This window comes from Streptosporangium sp. NPDC020145 (assembly GCF_040631275.1).
Lineage (GTDB): Bacteria > Actinomycetota > Actinomycetes > Streptosporangiales > Streptosporangiaceae > Streptosporangium.
Map to the genome: position 1 here is coordinate 165,961 of NZ_JBEXZT010000008.1, position 17,638 is coordinate 183,598.

The 17,638-nt window shown below is 70.6% G+C and carries 17 protein-coding genes; 5 read left to right on the forward strand and 12 right to left on the reverse strand.

The window, feature by feature from the left end; all coding sequences use genetic code 11:
* Positions 1–3: 3 nt before the first annotated feature.
* The 4 genes from ABZ463_RS17550 to ABZ463_RS17565 all read right to left on the reverse strand — a co-directional run bounded on the left by ABZ463_RS17550 (position 4) and on the right by ABZ463_RS17565 (position 4,314).
* Complete coding sequence (locus ABZ463_RS17550; protein ID WP_352009613.1) at positions 4–1,428, reverse strand: MFS transporter; 1,425 nt, start codon at positions 1,426–1,428, stop codon at positions 4–6.
* Positions 1,425–2,339, reverse strand: a complete 915-nt coding sequence (locus ABZ463_RS17555; protein WP_352009614.1) for a zinc metalloprotease — start codon at positions 2,337–2,339, stop codon at positions 1,425–1,427. Before ABZ463_RS17555 ends, ABZ463_RS17550 begins: the two co-directional genes overlap by 4 nt.
* A gap of 96 nt (positions 2,340–2,435) precedes the next feature.
* Positions 2,436–2,690 (reverse strand): DUF3039 domain-containing protein, encoded by a 255-nt coding sequence (locus ABZ463_RS17560; RefSeq protein WP_352009615.1) that lies wholly within the window; start codon positions 2,688–2,690, stop codon positions 2,436–2,438.
* A gap of 118 nt (positions 2,691–2,808) precedes the next feature.
* A complete protein-coding gene (locus ABZ463_RS17565) occupies positions 2,809–4,314 on the reverse strand; it encodes an MFS transporter (protein ID WP_352009616.1) in 1,506 nt (501 codons plus the stop codon).
* A 249-nt stretch (positions 4,315–4,563) separates the two neighbouring features.
* On the opposite strand from ABZ463_RS17565, the gene ABZ463_RS17570 reads away from it, so the two are divergent.
* Positions 4,564–5,247 (forward strand): TetR family transcriptional regulator, encoded by a 684-nt coding sequence (locus ABZ463_RS17570; protein WP_362777053.1) that lies wholly within the window; start codon positions 4,564–4,566, stop codon positions 5,245–5,247.
* On the opposite strand, the gene ABZ463_RS17575 is transcribed toward ABZ463_RS17570, so the two are convergent.
* Positions 5,208–5,786 (reverse strand): YqgE/AlgH family protein, encoded by a 579-nt coding sequence (locus ABZ463_RS17575; protein ID WP_352009618.1) that lies wholly within the window; start codon positions 5,784–5,786, stop codon positions 5,208–5,210. The genes ABZ463_RS17570 and ABZ463_RS17575 overlap by 40 nt on opposite strands.
* Before the next feature lie 132 nt (positions 5,787–5,918).
* Here ABZ463_RS17575 and ABZ463_RS17580 point away from each other — a divergent pair, with 132 nt between their 5' ends.
* On the forward strand, positions 5,919–6,335 hold the full coding sequence (locus tag ABZ463_RS17580) for a hypothetical protein (RefSeq protein WP_362777054.1): 417 nt from the start codon (positions 5,919–5,921) through the stop codon (positions 6,333–6,335).
* Between the two features lie 3 nt (positions 6,336–6,338).
* Here ABZ463_RS17580 and ABZ463_RS17585 read toward each other — a convergent pair whose 3' ends face one another.
* The 5 genes from ABZ463_RS17585 to ABZ463_RS17605 all read right to left on the reverse strand — a co-directional run bounded on the left by ABZ463_RS17585 (position 6,339) and on the right by ABZ463_RS17605 (position 11,995).
* Positions 6,339–7,751, reverse strand: a complete 1,413-nt coding sequence (locus ABZ463_RS17585) for an NAD-dependent malic enzyme (RefSeq protein WP_352010159.1) — start codon at positions 7,749–7,751, stop codon at positions 6,339–6,341.
* Between the two features lie 80 nt (positions 7,752–7,831).
* Positions 7,832–8,461: a cytidylate kinase-like family protein gene (locus tag ABZ463_RS17590; RefSeq protein ID WP_352009620.1), complete on the reverse strand. Its 630-nt coding sequence runs from the start codon at positions 8,459–8,461 to the stop codon at positions 7,832–7,834.
* 139 nt (positions 8,462–8,600) lie between these two features.
* On the reverse strand, positions 8,601–9,533 hold the full coding sequence (locus ABZ463_RS17595) for a tetratricopeptide repeat protein (RefSeq protein ID WP_352009621.1): 933 nt from the start codon (positions 9,531–9,533) through the stop codon (positions 8,601–8,603).
* 162 nt (positions 9,534–9,695) lie between these two features.
* Positions 9,696–11,363, reverse strand: coding sequence for a methylmalonyl-CoA mutase family protein (locus ABZ463_RS17600; protein ID WP_352009622.1), 1,668 nt, complete (start codon positions 11,361–11,363; stop codon positions 9,696–9,698).
* A 122-nt stretch (positions 11,364–11,485) separates the two neighbouring features.
* Entirely contained in the window at positions 11,486–11,995 is a 510-nt protein-coding gene (locus tag ABZ463_RS17605; protein WP_352009623.1) for a MarR family transcriptional regulator, read from the reverse strand.
* Between the two features lie 328 nt (positions 11,996–12,323).
* Here ABZ463_RS17605 and ABZ463_RS17610 point away from each other — a divergent pair, with 328 nt between their 5' ends.
* Entirely contained in the window at positions 12,324–13,838 is a 1,515-nt protein-coding gene (locus tag ABZ463_RS17610; protein ID WP_352009624.1) for a hypothetical protein, read from the forward strand.
* 152 nt (positions 13,839–13,990) lie between these two features.
* The gene (locus ABZ463_RS17615) at positions 13,991–14,668 is read left to right on the forward strand and encodes a DUF4230 domain-containing protein (RefSeq protein WP_352009625.1); all 678 of its coding nucleotides are present in this window, start codon (positions 13,991–13,993) and stop codon (positions 14,666–14,668) included.
* Positions 14,669–14,807: 139 nt separating this feature from the next.
* Here ABZ463_RS17615 and meaB read toward each other — a convergent pair whose 3' ends face one another.
* A complete protein-coding gene (gene meaB, locus ABZ463_RS17620) occupies positions 14,808–15,731 on the reverse strand; it encodes a methylmalonyl Co-A mutase-associated GTPase MeaB (protein ID WP_352010160.1) in 924 nt (307 codons plus the stop codon).
* Between the two features lie 83 nt (positions 15,732–15,814).
* Entirely contained in the window at positions 15,815–17,002 is a 1,188-nt protein-coding gene (locus ABZ463_RS17625) for an acetyl-CoA C-acetyltransferase (RefSeq protein WP_352009626.1), read from the reverse strand.
* Positions 17,003–17,085: 83 nt separating this feature from the next.
* Here ABZ463_RS17625 and mce point away from each other — a divergent pair, with 83 nt between their 5' ends.
* A complete protein-coding gene (mce, locus tag ABZ463_RS17630; protein ID WP_352010161.1) occupies positions 17,086–17,508 on the forward strand; it encodes a methylmalonyl-CoA epimerase in 423 nt (140 codons plus the stop codon).
* The last annotated feature ends 130 nt before the right edge of the window (positions 17,509–17,638 follow it).

Sequence of the window (17,638 nt, forward strand, 5' to 3'; positions counted from 1 at the left end):
GGCTCAGGCGGCTTCCCGCATGCGGCCCGCGACGGCCACCCCCAGCAGCCCGACCGCCGCCATCAGGACGGCGATCGTGGTGTAGCCGGTGGCGATGTCGTCGTGGCCGATCACGTTGATCAGCACTCCGCCGAAGCCGATCGTCAGGGCGCTGCCGAGGGTGTCGACGACCTGGAGGGCGGCGGAGTTCGCGCCCTGCTCGGCGTCGGGAGACTGGCGCATGGCGGTGACGTTGACGCTGGTCATGGCGATGCCCATGCCGAACCCGGCGAGCACCCAGGCGGGCACGGTGATCCAGCCGGTCACCCCGGGCACCAGCGCGAGCAGGGTGAGCAGGACGCCGGAGGTGACCGAGGCCGCGCCGAGCCGTACCAGGCGGGGGCGGTCGAACTCGCGCCTGGACTGCAGGTAGGAGCCGGTCGTCCAGCCGAGCGCGCCGATGGTGAGCGCCACCCCGCCCTCGATCACCGAGAAGCCGCGCACCTGGGTGAGCAGCAGCGGGATGAAGGAGTTGATCCCGAAGAAGGAGGCGGAGAGCACACCGCGCATCATCACCGTGGTCGACAGGCCCCGGCCGAACATGAGCGCCCGGCGCGGCAGCAGCCTGGGCAGGCCCGCGGCCAGCAGCGCCAGACCGGCCAGGGTGGCGGACCAGCCGACCCCCGGGTTCAGGTGCAGGAGGTCGACGCCGTACAGGAGCGCTCCGGCGCCCGCGGCGGTCGCCGAGGCCGCCAGGGTCATCGCCAGCGGCCTCGACCGCTCCCCGGAGGGCGCCGGAGCGACCCCCGCTTCCGTGTCCGGCCCGGCACCTGGTTCGGTTTCGGCCCCACGCGGGCGCAGCGCGGGCAGGAGCATCAGCAGGGCGGGGATCACCAGCGGCACGATGCCGTAGAAGACCCAGCGCCAGCCGAGCGTCGCGGCGACGAGCCCGCCGAGGCCGGGGCCGACCAGCGCGGGCAGCACCCAGGCGGCCGACAGGGCGGCGAAGACCTTGGGTCTGGCCTCGGGCACGTACACCCGCGCGATCATCACGTAGACCGCCACGATGACCGCCCCGCCGCCGAGGCCCTGCACGGCCCGTGCCGCGATGAACAACTCCTTCGACCCGGCGGCGCCCGCCATCGCCATGCCGGTCACGAACAGGCCGACCCCGAGCAGGAAGGGCCAGGCGTGCCCTCTGCGGTCGGACCAGAGCCCGGCGACGACGTTGGCGAAAAGGCCCGCGATGAGGAAGGCCGAGAAGCTCATGCCGTACAGGTCGAGCGCGTCGAGGTCCTCGGACACCGCGGGCATCACGGCACCGACGGACATGCCTTCGAAGGCGATCAGGGTGACGACGAGCAGGATCCCGAGGGAGGCCGTGCGGTATTCCGGACCGAAGATCCGGGGGGACTGGTATGGAGCGTAGAGGGTCTTCGGTACTGTCACCCGTTAAGGGTAGTGGCCGCCTCCCGACTGCGGTAAAGGGCCCATATTTCATGCATTCTGCCCGCTTGTCCGGTGGTGAACTCGGACATACAGCGATCCTGGGCGTAGTCCATGAAGTTGTGGATCGGGTCGGAACCGCCACCCTTGCAGGTGTCCTTGGCCGCCGGGCAGCCCTCGGTCGGCTGAGCCTCCGGCGGGGTGTCGTCGACCGCGTCTCCGGGCGACTCGCAGCCGTTCTCGAAGGTGTGCAGCAGGCCCAGCCAGTGGCCGATCTCGTGGACGGCGGTGAACCCCCGGTCGAAGTTCCGCAGCGACCCGCCGGGCAGCGTCCGCCAGTCGACGACCACACCGTCGAGTTGGGGCTCGTTGCGGTACCAGTGGGGGTAGGTCGAGTAGCCGAGCACGAGCTGGCCGAGCTGGGCGATGTAGAGGTTGAGGGTCTCCGGGCCACCCCGGCGCATCTGCTTGAGCGGCCGTTCGTAGGTGAGCGGACCGCGGAACCAGGCCGTGTTCTCTGTCCTGGTGATCCCGTCGAGCCGAAAGCGGACCCCGGTGTCCACGCCGCCGTAGCGGCCTCCGTAGGCGGAGTTGAGGGCGGCGATCTGCGCGCGCACCGCGTCGTCCTGCGCCCCGAGGACACCCTCGGTGACGACGTGCGCCCAGGTGGGGACGGTGATGGTGGCCGTCGGGACGCGTCGCGCCCTCGACCGGCGCAGCGCGAGGTCGGCGAGCATCTCGGCGACCTGCGCGGGCCGTGGGGCGTACGGTTCTGAGCCCCTGCCGGGGAGCGCTCCCCGCGCGCCCGCCGTACAGCCTCGTCCGCTCACGGCGGCCGCCGTGGCGGGGAGTCCGGGCAGGGCGCCCACGGTGAACAGGCACGCCGAGACGACGGCGATCGCACGCCGAGCCATGCACTCCCCCGAGATGTCACGTTCGCTGGCCGTCAACCGCCAGGCGGTGACATCCCGACCGTAGCCTCATCGGCGGCGATCACCCGTCAGCAACACTCATTCCTTGCCGCTGTCGTCCTCACCCTTCGGGAGTCCTTCGTAGATCTCCTTGCACTCGGGGCAGACCGGGAACTTCTGCGGGTCCCGGTTCGGCACCCAGACCTTGCCACAGATCGCGCGCACCGGGGTGCCGGTGAACGCGCTCTCCATGATCTTGTCTTTCTCGACGTAGTGGGCGAACCGCTCGTGGTCGCCGTCACCGAACGAGAGGTCGGGACGGATGTCGCTCTCAGGGAGAATTTTCGTGCTCACCCTGACGATTTTATGCCCGCGGGGCCGCGATCCCGGATCCGGCGCACGCCGTTTCTCCACCGACCCCGCCAGGGACGGGTACGGCTCCCGCCGGCAAGGGCGGGAGCCGTCGCAGGGGTCACCCCATGTGGATGGGGGCGTCCTCGCTCTTGCGGCCCGCCTTGACGAACAGCGCGAGCACGGCGGCCAGCACCGCGACGCCCGTGCTGACGGTGAAACCCAGGTGCATGCCGTCCAGGAAGGACAGGTGGGAGACCTTGCCGATGGCCTGCACGAGCGGCTCGGGCACGCCCGGCATCATCTGGGCGGTCGGCGCCCCGCCGAAGGTGGCGAGTTCCTGCAGCCCGTCCACCTGCTGCGGAGGCAGTGCGGGGAGCTTGGCCTGCGCCCAGTGGTCCTGGTAGACGCCGGCGACCCTGGCCGAGACGATCGCACCGAGGATGGCGGTGCCGAGCGCTCCGCCCACCTGCATGGCCGACTGCTGGACTCCGCCCGCGACGCCGCTGAGGTCCTCCGGGGCGTTGCCGACGATGATCTCGGTCGCGCCGACGAAGACCGGCGAGAGGCCGAAGGCGAGCAGGGCGAACGGGATGCCGCTGTCGATGAACGCCGCGTCGAGGCTGAGCCGGGACAGCAGGAACATCGCCAGCCCGGTGATCAGCATGCCGCCCGTGATCGTGATCTTGGTGCCGAACCTGCCGATGAGCACGGCGGCCAGCGGTGAGGCGACGATCATGCCCGCGCTCATCGGCAGCATCCGCAGACCCGACTCCAGGGGCGAGAGGCCGTGCACGCCCTGGAAGAAGAACGTGAGGAAGAACATCGCGCCGAACATGGAGAACGCGACCAGCATCATCAGGCCGGTGCCGATGGAGACCGAGGCGTTGGCGAAGAGGCTGAGCGGCAGGAGCGGCTCCGACGAGCGGGTCTGCCACCACAGGAACACCCCGCCGACCACCACGGCCGCGGCCAGGAAGCCGATCGTGCGCGCGTCGCCCCAGCCCCAGGTGGGAGCCTGGATGATCGCCCAGACCAGGGAGAACATCGCGACCGACAACAGCAGGACGCCCAGCCAGTCGACCCTGGACAGGGTCCGCGCCCGGCTCTCGGTCAGCACCCACAGGCCCATGGCCAGGGCGGCGATGCCCACGGGGACGTTGATGAAGAAGACCGACTGCCAGCTGACGTTCTCGACCAGCAGGCCGCCGACGATCGGGCCCGCGGCGCTGGACAGGCCGATGATGCCGCCCCAGGCACCCATCGCCGTCTTCAGCCGCTCGCCGGGGAAGGCGACCCGCAGCAGCGCGAGGGCGGCGGGCTGCAGCAGCGCGCCGAACAGGCCCTGGAGCACGCGCAGCCCGATCAGCATGCCGACCGAGGAGCTGAGGCCGATCGCGAGCGAGCTGAGCGCGAAGCCCGCGACGCCGATCAGGAAGATTCGCTTGTGTCCGAACAGGTCACCGAGCTTCCCCGCGGTGATCAGGAACACGGCGAGCGCGAGCAGGTAACCGCTGGTCACCCACTGCAGGTCGGACAGAGATGCCTTGAGGTCCTGGGCGATCACCGGGTTGGCGATGGAGACGACGGTGCCGTCCAGCATCACCATGATCACGCCGAGCGACACGGACAGAAGTGTGAGCCATGGGTGGCCCTGTCGCGCCGTGCCCAGGTCCGACGGTGGTGGTGCGGCCACCGTCTTGGCTTGTGCCATGGGAAGGGGTCCCCTCGTGAGTTCGCTTCGCCCCGCTTATGTCGATTGAGGCGTCAACACCCGGTAATTTATGACAGTCGCTGACAAGTGACAAATCCTTTGAAGAGGCAGCCCATGACTTATGGCAGACTGTGAACGATACGTTTCGGAGAGGTGACACGCATGGGTCAGCACGGCCTGCGCGAGCGCAAGAAGCACAGGACCAGGCTCGCGTTGATCGACGCCGCCCTTGACCTGTTCGCCGAGCAGGGCTACGAGGCAACGACCGTCGACCAGATCGCGGCCGCGGCGGACGTCTCGCCTCGCACGTTCTTCCGCTACTTCGCGACCAAGGAGGACGTCGCCCTCTCGCTGCCCCTCGACGGCCAGGAGGTCATGCTCGCCGAACTGGCCGCCCGCCCGTCCGAGGAGCCGCCGTTCACCGCCCTCGGTCACGCCATGCGCGCGGTCGTCGCCATGCTAGAGGAGTCAGATCCGACCGAGACGGCCAGGTTCCTCAAGGCGCGTGAGCTGATCGAGAGCACCCCCGCCCTCCTCGCCGGGAGCATGCACCGCCTGATGGGCAACGAGCGGCGGCTGATCGAGGAGGTCGCCAGGCGCGAGGGCGTCGGCGACGACGACCTGCTGACGCACTTCGCCGTCGCGCTGTTCGTCTCGGTGGCCAGGACGGGCTTCGAGCACTGCCGGGTGAACGACGTCTCCATCACCGGCTCCATCAGCGCGCGCCTCGACGCGGTGCTCGCGATGGCCGAGGAATCACTGCGTCCCGGCTGGGACCGACCGCCGACCCGCCCCGTTCCGCCCGGTCAGTTCATCGAGGGGTCGTCGGGGCAGGTCGCCACGTAGGCCAGTTCGTCGCGCTGACGACGGAGCACCGCCCGCCACAGCGATCCGGGGTCGTGGTGGAAGGTGTCGCCGGGTTCTGAGTCCACGACGTACCACGCCCCCTGGCCGATCTCGGCTTCGAGCTGCCCGGCCGACCACCCCGCGTAACCCGCGAAGATCCGCATCTGTGCGATCTCCCCGGCGAGGATCTCCGGAGGGGCGTCCAGGTCGACGGTCCCGATCCTGGAGACCGCGTCGGTTCCCGAGTGCAACCGCCGCCACCCCAGGGGCTCCTGCCCGCTCGGGACCGCGGCCAGGGCCAGGGCACTGTCGGTCTGCACCGGCCCTCCCTGGAAGAGCACCGACGGGCCGGTCACCATGGGGTCCCAGGTGGGCAGCACCTGCGTCACCGAGATGTCACTCGGCCGGTTGAGCACCACGCCGAGCGTGCCGCCGTCGAGGTCGTGCTCCAGGACGAGGACCACGCTCCGCCGGAAGTTGGGGTCGTCGAGCCGCGGCGTCGCCACCAGCAGGCCACCGACGTAGATCGCCTCCGCCATGTCTCCATCATGAAGGGTCAAAGGCGGATCTCGCTGCGCTACCCCCACTCCAGATCTTCCAGATATCACCCTGCGTTACGCAAAGCAGCTAAACGGGAACCCTCAGTACATACACCAATAAATGGGGGAGAAATGCGACAGGATGGCGAGGCGACGATCACCCCCGTGGCGTTCTTCGCGCTGGTCTTCCTCTTCGTCGCGGGCACCCTCCCCACACAAGGCACCGGCGAGCCGCACCGGACGGGGGCGCCTCTCACGGGGCACGGCGTCAGGGCGCCGAGCGCCGGACACCAGAGGGCACGACCGGGGCGCAGGACCCCGCGGTCCCTGTCCGTTCTCGGTGCGCCGCGTCCCTGGGAGACGGGCCCGCTCGCCGGAGTCGAACCCGCCGCCGGGCTGCCCTCCTGGGCCGCGACCGCCGCAGGCGTGACGCTCACCGGCGGTGCGCTGTGGTGGTACGGCGTGCTGTGGCCACGCCGTACCCCGTCACAGCCGATCGGCCCCGGACACCCGCCGGACGGCCGCCGCCGTCCCGGGCGCAGGCTCTGAGTGCTACGCCTCGGTCATGCCGGTGCGCGCCCTGCCACCCGCCGACTCGCGCACGGCGGCGGCGACGGCGCCCGCGACGTCGGCGTGGAACACGCTGGGAATGATGTAGTTGGGGCCGAGCTCCTCGGCGGTGACCACGGCCGCCAGCGCCCGAGCCGCCGCCAGCAGCATCTCCTGGCTCACCACGCTGGCCTGCGCGTCGAGCAGACCGCGGAAGACACCGGGGAAGGCCAGCACGTTGTTGATCTGGTTCGGGTAGTCCGAACGACCGGTGGCGACCACGGCCGCGTGCTCGCGGGCGTCGTCGGGCGAGACCTCGGGCTCGGGGTTGGCCAGCGCGAAGACCACCGCTCCGTCGGCCATCGTCGCGATGTCGTCGCCGGTGAGGATGCCGGGGGCGGAGACGCCGACGAACACGTCGGCCCCCTTGATCGCGCCCCGCAGGTCACCGGCGTAGCCCTCGGCGTTGGTGTGCTCGGCGATCCAGCGCAGCGAGTCGTCGAGGTCCTCCCTGCCGCTGTGCACCGCGCCCAGGTAGTCGCAGACGACCACGTTGCGGGCACCGGCCGCCAGCAGCAGGCGCAGCACCGCCGTACCGGCCGCCCCGGCGCCGGCCAGCGTGATGCGGACCTCGCCGAGCTCCTTGCCGACCACGCGCAGCGCGTTGGTGAGCGCGGCCAGCACGCAGATCGCGGTGCCGTGCTGGTCGTCGTGGAAGACCGGGATGTCCAGCAGCTCCCGCAGCCGCCGCTCGACCTCGAAGCAGCGCGGCGCGGAGATGTCCTCCAGGTTGATGCCGCCGAAGCCGGGGGCGATGACCTGGACGGTGCGGACGATCTCGTCGACGTCCTGGGTGTCGAGACAGATCGGCCAGGCGTCGATGTCGGCGAAGCGCTTGAAGAGAGCGGCCTTGCCCTCCATGACGGGCAGCGCGGCGGCGGGGCCGATGTTGCCCAGACCGAGCACCGCGGAGCCGTCGGTGACCACGGCGACGGTGTTCCGCTTGATGGTCAGCCGCCTGGCGTCCTCCGGGTTGCGCGCGATGGCCATGGAGACCCGGGCGACGCCGGGCGTGTAGGCCATGGACAGCTCGTCACGGTTGCGCAGCGGCACCTTGGAGCGCATCTCGATCTTGCCGCCGAGGTGCATGAGGAAGGTCCGGTCGGAGACCTTGTGGAGGACGACTCCCTCCACGGCGTCCAGCTTGTCGACGATGGCCTGGGCGTGGTCGGTGTCACGTGCGGCGCAGGTGACGTCGATGCGCAGGGTCTCGTGCCCGGCGGTGGTGACGTCGAGTGCGGTGACCACCCCTCCGGCTGACTCTACGGCGTGGGTGAGCTGGCTGACGGCCTTGCCCCCTGCGGGCACCTCAAGGCGCACGGTGATGGAGTAGGACACGCTCGGCACGGTCGCCACAGTCATTCGCTCCTTCGCGACAGGACTGGTTGGAGTCCCTCCATCGTGCCACCAACGGACCGGTGTCCGTACCGGGTCGCTCAGCTCAGAGCTGTCGATGCGGTCACAATCAGCTCCACGCACGTGTCGACCGGGATGCTCGTGCTGTCCAGCACGAGGTGGTAGAGGGTCGGGCAGGCCGCGTCCGCGCGGTAGAAGTGACGGACGTAGGCGGCCCGCGCCCGGTCGTTGTCCTCGATGATCCGGCGCGCCTGACGCTCGGTCACCCCGCTCAGGGTCGCCGTCTGGACGACCCTGCGGGTCAGCGGCGCGTCCAGCCGTACGTGCAGGGCGCCGGGGTGGTCGGCCAGCACGAGCGCGCCCGCCCTGCCGAGGAACACCCCGCCCTGCTCCCCGGCGATCTGTCTGATCACCCGTTCGGTGTGGGCGACGAAGTCCTCGGCGGGCAGCGGCATGACGCCGGGGATGTACATGTCGATGCCGCCGAAGCTCGCCGCGGGCAGCCGCATCGCCCCGGCCAGCAGCCGGGCCAGCCCGTGCTCGGCCCGGTCGTCGTGCGCCAGGACGTCCTCCAGGCTGCAGCCGAGCTCGACGGCGACCGTGCCGGGGATCGCCCGGTCGAGGAAGGGGACTCCGAGACGCCCGGCGACCGCCGGCCCGATAACGCTTCCGGCGGTGCCGTACGTCGCGGAGATGGTGACGACCCGCATGACCTGTTCATGCCCGGAAACCGGGGGCGTCCATACCCGTGGGCCGGCGCTTTTACGGGCGGACCCTTATCCGGGGCGTCCCGGCCCTCCCGGCGCGGGTGGCGGACACACACGCGGCGCCCGGGAGGCCTCGGACGGGTCAGAACAGGGCGCTGGCCAGGTTCCTGCGGGCCTTGCCCACGGAGGGGTCGTCCGCGGGAAGGGTCTCGAACAGGCTGAGCAGGCGGGTCCTGACCCGGTCTCGGTCGTCGCCCGAGGTGCGCCGCACGACCGCGACGAGCCGTTCGAAGGCCTGGTCCACGTCGCCGGAGAGCATCTCGAAGTCGGCGGCCAGGAGCTGGGCGTCGAGGTCGGCGGGGTCGGACAGGCGGCCCTGCACCTCGGCGGGGTCGACGTCCTGGGTACGCCGGATCAGGCCGAGACCCGCCAGGCCGATCTTGGCGTCCTCGTTGTTCGGGGAGCGCGCCAGCAGCCGCTCGTAGGCGGCGACCGCGGCGTCGAGGTCACCGGCGTCGATGGCCTGCTCGGCGGCGAGAACGTCCGGGTCGGTGGGAGGTTCGGCGGGCTGCTCCTGCGCCTGCCCGCCCTCGGGGACCGGGGGGAGATACTGCGCGAGGGCCTCAAGGAGCTGCGAGAGCCAGTCGCGCAGCTGCGCCTCCGTCGCGATGCCCGGGACGACGGCGACCGGCTGGCCCTGGAAGAGGGCGTAGAGCGCCGGCACGTTCTGCACCCGCAGTGCCTGGGCGATCTGCGGGCTGACCTCGACGTCCACTCTGGCCAGGGTCCACCGGCCCGCGTTCTCCGCGGCCAGTTTCTCCAGCAGCAGGCTGTACTCCCTGGCCTGTTCCGCCCTGGTCACCGTGAGCTCCAGCAGCACGAGGCTGTTCATGGAGCGTTCGACGACCTCCTGCGTGAAGTTGGTGTCGTCCACGTCGACGACCGGAGCCGGTACTCCGCCGGTCTCCTGGGCGGTGGCCTCCCGGCGCGCCTGCGCGTCGAGCGCCTGCTTGCGCGCGCCGAGATCGACGGCACCGTAGAGCGATCCTGCTCGTTTGAAGTCCGCTGGGCTCATACTCCAATCCTGCCGCATCCGGGCGGCTGCGCCGACTCGGCACCACGCCGGGACGCCTTCCGGAGGACAGGCCGGGGCCGGGCGGACGCGCCCACCGGACCCCCCGCGCCGTAGGGAGGCAGGTGGGCCGTCTCGCCCGGCCCTCGGGTCTTCGGGATCCTGCTAGAAGCGCGCGGGCTCGGTGTAGACGCCCCACACCTCGCGCAGCGCGTCGCAGATCTCGCCGAGGGTGGCCTCGGCGCGGACCGCGTCGAGCATGGACGGGATCAGGTTGCCCTCTCCCCTGGCCACCTCGACCATCGTGGCGAGCGCCCGCTCGACGGCCTGCCCGTCGCGGGCCGTCCTGCGCTCGGCGAGGACGCGGTTCTGCTCGCGCTCGACCTCGTGGCTGATCCTGAGGATCTCCAGCGGCTCGTCGATGGAGGCGGTGTGGCAGTTGACGCCGACGATCCGCTTCTCGCCCTTCTCCAGCTTGCGCTGGTAGTCGAAGGCCGCCTCGGCGATCTCGGACATGAACCAGCCGTCCTCGATGCCGCGCAGGATGCCGGACGTCATCGACCCGTCGGAGCCCATGTCCCGGACCTTGGCGAAGATCGCCTCCGCCTCGGCCTCGATCCTGTCGGTCAGCGCCTCCACGTACCAGGAGCCGCCGAGCGGGTCGGCCACGTTGACGACCTCGGTCTCCTCCATGATCACCTGCTGGGTGCGCAGCGCGATCTCGGCGGCCTTCTGCGAGGGCAGCGCCAGGACCTCGTCGAGGGCGTTGGTGTGCAGCGAGTTGGTGCCGCCGAGCACCGCGGCGAGCGCCTCGATCGCGGTGCGCACCACGTTGTTGTACGGCTGCTGCGCCGTCAGGGAGACACCGGCCGTCTGGGTGTGGAAGCGCAGCCACTGGGCCTTGTCGGTCTTGGCCCCGTAGACGTCGCGCAGCCACCGCGCCCAGATCCGCCTGGCGGCCCTGAACTTGGCGATCTCCTCGAAGAAGTCGATGTGCGCGTCGAAGAAGAACGACAGGCCCGGCGCGAAGACGTCCACGTCCAGCCCCCTGGACAGGCCGAGTTCGACGTAGCCGAACCCGTCGGCCAGGGTGAAGGCCAGCTCCTGCGCCGCCGTCGCCCCGGCCTCGCGGATGTGGTAACCGGACACGCTGAGCGGCTTGTAGGCCGGGATGTTCGTGGCGCAGAACTCCATCAGGTCGCCGATCAGCCGCAGGTGCGGCTCGGGGGCGAACAGCCACTCCTTCTGGGCGATGTACTCCTTGAAGATGTCGGTCTGCAGCGTCCCGTTGAGCCTGCCGACCGGCACCCCCTGGCGTTCCGCCGCGACGACGTACATGCAGAAGATCGGCACGGCGGGACCGCTGATCGTCATCGAGGTGGTGATGTCGCCGAGCGGGATGCCGTCGAAGAGCAGGTCCATGTCCAGCGCGGAGTCGATGGCGACGCCGCAGTGGCCGACCTCCCCGAGCGAGCGGGGGTCGTCGGAGTCGCGGCCCATCAGCGTCGGCATGTCGAAGGCGACGCTCAGCCCGCCGCCGCCCGCGCCGAGGATCATCTTGTAGCGCTCGTTGGTCTGCTTGGCGTTGCCGAACCCGGCGAACTGCCGGATGGTCCACGCCTTGCCCCGGTAGCCGGTGGGGTGCAGGCCTCGGGTGAAGGGGTACTCCCCCGGCCATCCGATCCGTTCGAAGCGCGGATCGTCCTCCTTGGGCCCGTATACGGGCGCGACGTCGAGGCCGGAGAGCGTCCGGAACTCGGAATCACGCTTGGCTGCCTTGTCGAAACGCGCCTGCCAGCGCGCCCTGCCAGCCTCGATCTCCTCGGCGTCCATGGCCAACTCCCTCTAACGCCCTTGTACGGCTCGGCTTCTCGTGACGGCTTGTGGCCTCGAAAAGATACTAGGACGTCCTACTAATTTTTGGCCAGCATACGAGAAAGCGACCGGCCCCGCGATCAGCCTTCGAAGTCCCCCGCGGCCACCCTGATGGTCCTGAGCAGGCCGAACATCTGGCCGAGCTCCGCCTCGCCGTACATGGTCATGCCGAAACCGGCCGCCATCAGGTCGTCCGTCGCCTCGCTCACGACCTCCCGGCCCCGGGTGGTGATCTCGGCCAGCACCCCGCGGCCGTCGCGGGGGTTGCGCATGCGGCGGACCAGCCCGGCGCGTTCGAGGCGGTCGACGGTGTTCGTGACACTCGTCGGGTGGACCATCAGCCGCTCGCCGATGCGCGACAGCGGCAGCGCGCCGGACTTGCTGAAGGTCAGCAGCACCAACGCCTCGTATCGAGCGAAGGTCAAGTCATACGGTTTGAGCAGCGTGTCCAGTTGCGCCAGCAGGATCTGGTGCGCTCTCATGATCGACGTGACGGCGGCCATGGCCGAGGACTGTCCGAAATGAACGCGCCACGTCTCCGCGGCACGCTCGATGGGGTCGAACGGCAGATTCAGCTGACCTGTAGCCACAGGGTTACGTTAGCGCGGCCTCGTCCCCGTCCGCCCGTGCCCACAGGGCGCTGAACCGATGGCTTCGCCAAGAACCCGGACGTCAAACGTCACGCTCGGTTATGGTTCCCACATCGAATGGTGAGGGCGCGGCCAAATGGTCGCGCACGCTCAGTCCGGATCTGCGGGGGACGCCGACCGGACCGGTGGCCGAGGGGAACGGTCATCGAACATTCACAGCACGGGGGGTGCTTGATGAACGACGACTCGACGGCGCTTGTACGCCGTATGACCTATGGCACGTGTCCGAGCACGGACGGCACGGCGTGGACCGCTTCCACGCACGGCGGTGCGTGAGCACAGGGGCGTTTCACGCGAGGAACTCCAGCAGAGCGCGTTGGTGGCTGTCGCCGTCCTGCTCGTGCTCGGCGTGGTCGCGGCGTGGAGCGTCCTCATACCCGGCGTCAGCGCGTGGGAGAACGTCATCGCCGCGGTGATCGGCTCGCTGCGGCTCACCGGGCCCGTGGCCGCCGCCTTCGCCGCCTGGGTCGCGGTGCGCAGGCGGCGCGGGGCCAGGCGGCGCCCGCAGAGCGCGTGGCAGGCCGTGCGCGCGCCACTGGCCATCGCGGTGGTGGTGGCCGCGCCCTTCACCGCGACCGCGTTGATCATGGCGGTCAGGACCGTGCTCACCGAGCAGGCGGGGCTGCTGCTGCCCAGCGGGCTGGTGATGGGGGTCGCGGGCCTGACGCTGTACGTCGCGCTCGGATGGGTGACCGGGTGGCTGCTGCCCTGGACGATCACCCCGGTGTTCGCCGGGCTCGGCTGCTACGGCCTGTTCACCTGGCTGGCCAGGGGGCAGACCTGGACCGACCGCCTCACCCCCGCCACGCGGGAGCCGTACGACGTGTTCCGCGGGCTGAGCTCGACGGCCTTCACCGACCAGTCGCTGTGGCTGCTCGGCGTCAGTACGGCGTTGCTGCTCGGCTGGGCGGCACTGGTGACACGTCAGGCGCTGGCGCTGGCCGGGGCGCTGCTCGCGGTGCTCGCCGCGGGCACGGGGATGGCCAGGCTGCTCAGCCAGCCCGCGACCGTCTCGGCCCAGCGGGTGGTCTACAGCTGCCAGGAGTGGCCGATCACGGTCTGCGTGCACCCGGGGATGCGCACGGGGCTGCCCGAACTCGGCTCCGCGTTCGTCAAGATCGCCTCACGTCTCGCGGGAACGCCCGGGGAGTTCTCCCGGCTTGAGCAGCGGCCCCGCAGCGACGCCGCGGCCCCCGCCTCCGGCGCCATCCCGATCCACGTGGACGACCTGTCGACCGGGTTCGCCGACGCGGCGGCCGACGAGTTCGTCGAGGGCCTGGCCCGGCAGTGCGACGGCAGCCCGGCGGCCGGATACCGCGACATCGTGATCGCCTGGCTGCGCGGAAAGCCGCTGCCCGGCGGGCCGCTGCCCGAGCACCAGTACGCCGCCGCCTGGTTCTCCGGGCTCACCGAGGCCCAGCGGCGCGAGTGGCTGCGGCTGAACTACGCCGACTTCGCGGCCTGCAGGCTGCGCGGCGACCTCTTCGGCGGGCAGGCCGTACAGGCGGCGCAGCCGTTCCAGACCGCCCGGCCCGCCCAGCCGTTCCGCCCCTTCCAGCCGGCCCAGCCGGTCCAGGACGGCGAGGCCTCGCCGCTCGTCCCACGGGAGCAACTCGCCGCCCCTGAGCAGCCGGGCCGGGTACGGCGCGCCGGACACTCGGGACGGATGACGGCTCCCCGGCGGCAGGTCGGGCAGGAGAACGGCATGAGCCGTCACGAGGAGTGTGCCGCCCGGGGCGCGGACGGGGGAACGAGACAGGCGCGTCCGGCCCACCACGAATGACATGATCGGCATAGGCTTCGGCACGGGAGCGTGGCCCGTCCGGGACCGCCCGATATGAGAGCGCCGATCCGGATGAGTCGTTCCACGCGGGAAGACGGCCCCTCCTCCGGCCGCCCGCGTGAGAACGCGGCCACCGAGGGAAGGAGACCGCCGTGAACGCCCCCTTGGAAGCGCCGCCGCAACCGGCGTCCGCGCCGCCCCCGCGCAGGGGCGCGCGCCTGCTCGCCGGGCTGCTCGTCACCGTCGTCCTGCTCGTCGTGGGCGCCCGTCTGGCCTGGTCGTGGCTGAACCCGTTCGGCGAGAACACCGTCGACCGCAGTCAGCCCGCGCTGCTCGAATCCATCCACAACCTCAGCCGTTTCGAGGCGGCCACCGGCAACTTCCAGGTCGTCGTGGACCTGGAGAAGGACGCCCCCTTCCTGCCCGACGCCATCAAGGGCAGCCGTACCCTCTTCGTCGGCGCGGGCGGGGTGGACGCCTACGTCGACTTCGGCGGCCTGGCCTCGGGCGCGCTGACCGTCTCCCCCGACCGCAGGCAGGTCACGGTACGGCTGCCGCACGCCCAGCTGGAGAAGCCCAACCTCGACAACAGGCGCTCCTACGTCTACGCCCAGGAGCGCGGTCTCTTCGACCGGGTCGAGGACTTCCTGTCCTCCTCCCCCGGCGACCAGCAGGAGCTCTACGTGCTGGCCGAGAAGAAGATCGCGGATGCGGCGCAGGCCAGTGACCTGCGCACCCGCGCCGACCAGAACACCAAGATCATGCTTCAGGGCATGCTCGGCGGGCTCGGCTTCGAGAAGGTCACCGTCGACTTCGCCGCCCAGCCCTGACGCCCGGCTCTGAGCCTCCCAGCCTTGAGCCGCCCGGCTCCGAACGGCCCGGCCCTGATCGGTGTTCCGGTCAGGGCCTTCGACCGGCCGGTGCCGGTCGGTCGATGCCGCTCAGTCGATGGCGCTCAGTCGATGGCGCTCAGTCGATGGCGGCCAGCAGTTCGTCGGCCGCGCGGTAGGGGTCGAGTCCCTCGTCGAGCACCCGGCGGGCCAGCGCGTCCAGACGCCGGTCTCCGTGCAGGTGCGCGAAGCGTGAGCGGAGGGTGGCCAGCGCGATCGCCTCGATCTCGTCCCTGGCCCTGGCCTGACGTCTGCGCCCGAGCTCGCCCGACTCCTCAAGGTGGGCCCAGTGCGCGTCGAGGGCGTCGACCACGTCCTGCGCCCCTTCGCCCCGGTAGGCGACGGTCGGCACGATCGGCGGCTTCCAGTCCCGTGCGACCAGGGCGATCATGTTGCGCAGTTCCCTGATGGCCGCCTGAGCGCCGTCACGGTCGGCCTTGTTGACCACGAACACGTCGGCGATCTCCAGGATGCCCGCCTTGGCCGCCTGCACGCCGTCCCCCATGCCCGGGGCGAGCAGCACGATGGTGGTGTCGGCCAGCGAGGCGATGTCCACCTCCGCCTGGCCGACCCCGACGGTCTCGACCAGGATGACCTCGCACCCGGCGGCCTCCAGGACGCGCAGCGCCTGGGGGGTCGCCCATGACAGACCGCCCAGATGCCCCCGGCTCGCCATCGAGCGGATGAACACCTCGGGGTCGGTCGCGTGGTCCTGCATCCGCACCCGGTCGCCGAGCAGGGCGCCGCCGGTGAACGGCGAGGACGGGTCGACGGCGAGCACGCCGACCCTTCTGCCCTGCTCGCGGAAGGCCCGCACCAGCATCCCGGTCGAGGTCGACTTGCCCACGCCGGGAGAACCGGTCAGCCCGATGATCCTGGCCCTGACCGGACGCTCCGCGCAGAGCCTGGCCATGATCTCTCTGAGCAGGGGCGAGCCGTTCTCCACCAGGGAGATCAACCTGGCGACCGCGCGAGGCTGCCCGGCCCGTGCCCGCGCGACCAGATCGGAGACGTCGGCCTGCGGGAGGTGCCCGTTCCCCGTGGTCGCGGGCCGCTCGCGGGTCACCGGTCCCGGGTCTCGCACCGTCACGCCGAGGGGACCCGGATGATCAGGGCGTCACCCTGGCCACCGCCGCCGCACAGTCCCGCCGCGCCGAGGCCACCGCCACGGCGCCTGAGCTCGTGGGCGAGGGCCAGCACGATGCGGGCTCCCGACGCCCCGATCGGGTGACCGACGGCGATGCCGCCGCCGTTGACGTTGATCTTGTCGAGCGGGACGCCGAGCTCCTTGGCCGACTGCAGGACGACCTGGGCGAAGGCCTCGTTGATCTCCAGCAGGTCGAGATCGTCGACGGAGAGCCCCTGCTTGTCCAGGGCGTGCCTGATGGCGTTGGCCGGCTGGGACTGCAGGGAGTTGTCCGGACCGGCGACGTTGCCGTGCGCGCCGATCTCGGCCAGCCATTCGAGCCCGAGCTCCTCGGCCTTGGCCTTGGACATCACGACGACCGCGCAGGCGCCGTCGGAGATCTGCGAGGCGGAGCCCGCAGTGATCGTGCCGTTCCTGCCGAAGGCGGGGCGCAACCGGGCCAGGGCCTCGACGGTGGTGTCGGCGCGCACGCCCTCGTCTGCGGCGAAGACCACCGGCTCGCCCTTGCGCTGCGGGATCGTCACCGGGACGATCTCGTCGTCGAGCACACCGTTCTTGATCGCCGCGGCGGCCAGCTCGTGCGAACGGGCGGAGAAGGCGTCCTGCTCCTCACGGGTCAGGCCGAGGCGCTCGTTGTGCCGCTCGGTCGACTCGCCCATGGACACCTGGTCGTAGGCGTCGGTGAGGCCGTCGTGCGCCATCGAGTCCACGATGCCCGCCTCGCCGTACTTCACCCCTCTGCGCAGGCCGGGCAGCAGGTGGGGGGCGTTCGACATGGACTCCATGCCGCCTGCGACCACGACGTCGAACTCGCCCGCCCTGATGAGCTGGTCGGCGAGGGCGATGGCGTCGAGGCCGGACAGGCAGACCTTGTTGATCGTCAGCGACGGCACGGTCATCGGGATTCCGGCCTTGACGGCGGCCTGGCGGGCGGGGATCTGCCCCGCTCCGGCCTGCAGGACCTGGCCCATGATCACGTACTGCACGGCCTCGGGAGCGACGCCTGAACGCTCCAACGCGGCCTTGATGGCGATGCCGCCGAGCTCGACGGCCGAAAGACCGGACAGCGAGCCGAGCAGCCGCCCGATGGGGGTACGAGCTCCGGCGACGATGACGGAACCAGACATAGCAGGGCCTCCCTGGCGGGGCTTGGGACGACTTTGCCACCATACCCATGGGTACCCGAGTAGCCGCCATGGAGGTTGGACATATGTTCATGCGGATCGATCATGTGGGAATCGCCTGCCACGACCTTGAGGAGAAGATCGCATTCTTCGAGCGGACCTTCGAGCTGACCGTGGTCGCCCGCGAGGTCAACGAGGAGCAGGGCGTCAAGGAGGCGATGCTGCACATCGCCGACGGCAACGGGGGCGGGTCGTACATCCAGCTCCTCGAACCGCTCGGCCCCGACACACCCGTCGGGAAGTTCCTCGCCAAGCGGGGTGAGGGGGTCCATCACGTGGCCTTCGGGGTCCCGGACGTCGCCGAGGCGATGCGGGAGATCGGCGACCGGGGCGTCAGGCTTCTCGACGAGGCTCCCCGGCACGGCACGATGGGTTCCTCCATCGCTTTCCTGCATCCCAAGGATGTCGGCGGAATGCTCACCGAACTCGTTCAGGCGCCAAAGCACTAAAGGCGCACCATGTCAAATGTAAGAAACGTTCGTACGTAACAAGTCGCGCAGAAAGCCAGAGGAGACCGACAACTCGGCGACTCCAGAGTACGCTGGCCTACCACCGGACGTGTGGATCCCCGCCACGGCT

What these genes read in the sequence shown, in the direction of transcription:
- ABZ463_RS17555 (WP_352009614.1), bottom strand. Translation starts at nt 2,339, where the DNA reads ATGGCTCGGCGTGCGATCGCCGTCGTCTCGGCGTGCCTGTTCACCGTG.
- ABZ463_RS17570 (WP_362777053.1), top strand. Translation starts at nt 4,564, where the DNA reads ATGGGTCAGCACGGCCTGCGCGAGCGCAAGAAGCACAGGACCAGGCTC.
- ABZ463_RS17575 (WP_352009618.1), bottom strand. Translation starts at nt 5,786, where the DNA reads ATGGCGGAGGCGATCTACGTCGGTGGCCTGCTGGTGGCGACGCCGCGG.
- ABZ463_RS17580 (WP_362777054.1), top strand. Translation starts at nt 5,919, where the DNA reads ATGCGACAGGATGGCGAGGCGACGATCACCCCCGTGGCGTTCTTCGCG.
- ABZ463_RS17590 (WP_352009620.1), bottom strand. Translation starts at nt 8,461, where the DNA reads ATGCGGGTCGTCACCATCTCCGCGACGTACGGCACCGCCGGAAGCGTT.
- ABZ463_RS17595 (WP_352009621.1), bottom strand. Translation starts at nt 9,533, where the DNA reads ATGAGCCCAGCGGACTTCAAACGAGCAGGATCGCTCTACGGTGCCGTC.
- ABZ463_RS17600 (WP_352009622.1), bottom strand. Translation starts at nt 11,363, where the DNA reads ATGGACGCCGAGGAGATCGAGGCTGGCAGGGCGCGCTGGCAGGCGCGT.
- ABZ463_RS17625 (WP_352009626.1), bottom strand. Translation starts at nt 17,002, where the DNA reads ATGTCTGGTTCCGTCATCGTCGCCGGAGCTCGTACCCCCATCGGGCGG.
- mce (WP_352010161.1), top strand. Translation starts at nt 17,086, where the DNA reads ATGTTCATGCGGATCGATCATGTGGGAATCGCCTGCCACGACCTTGAG.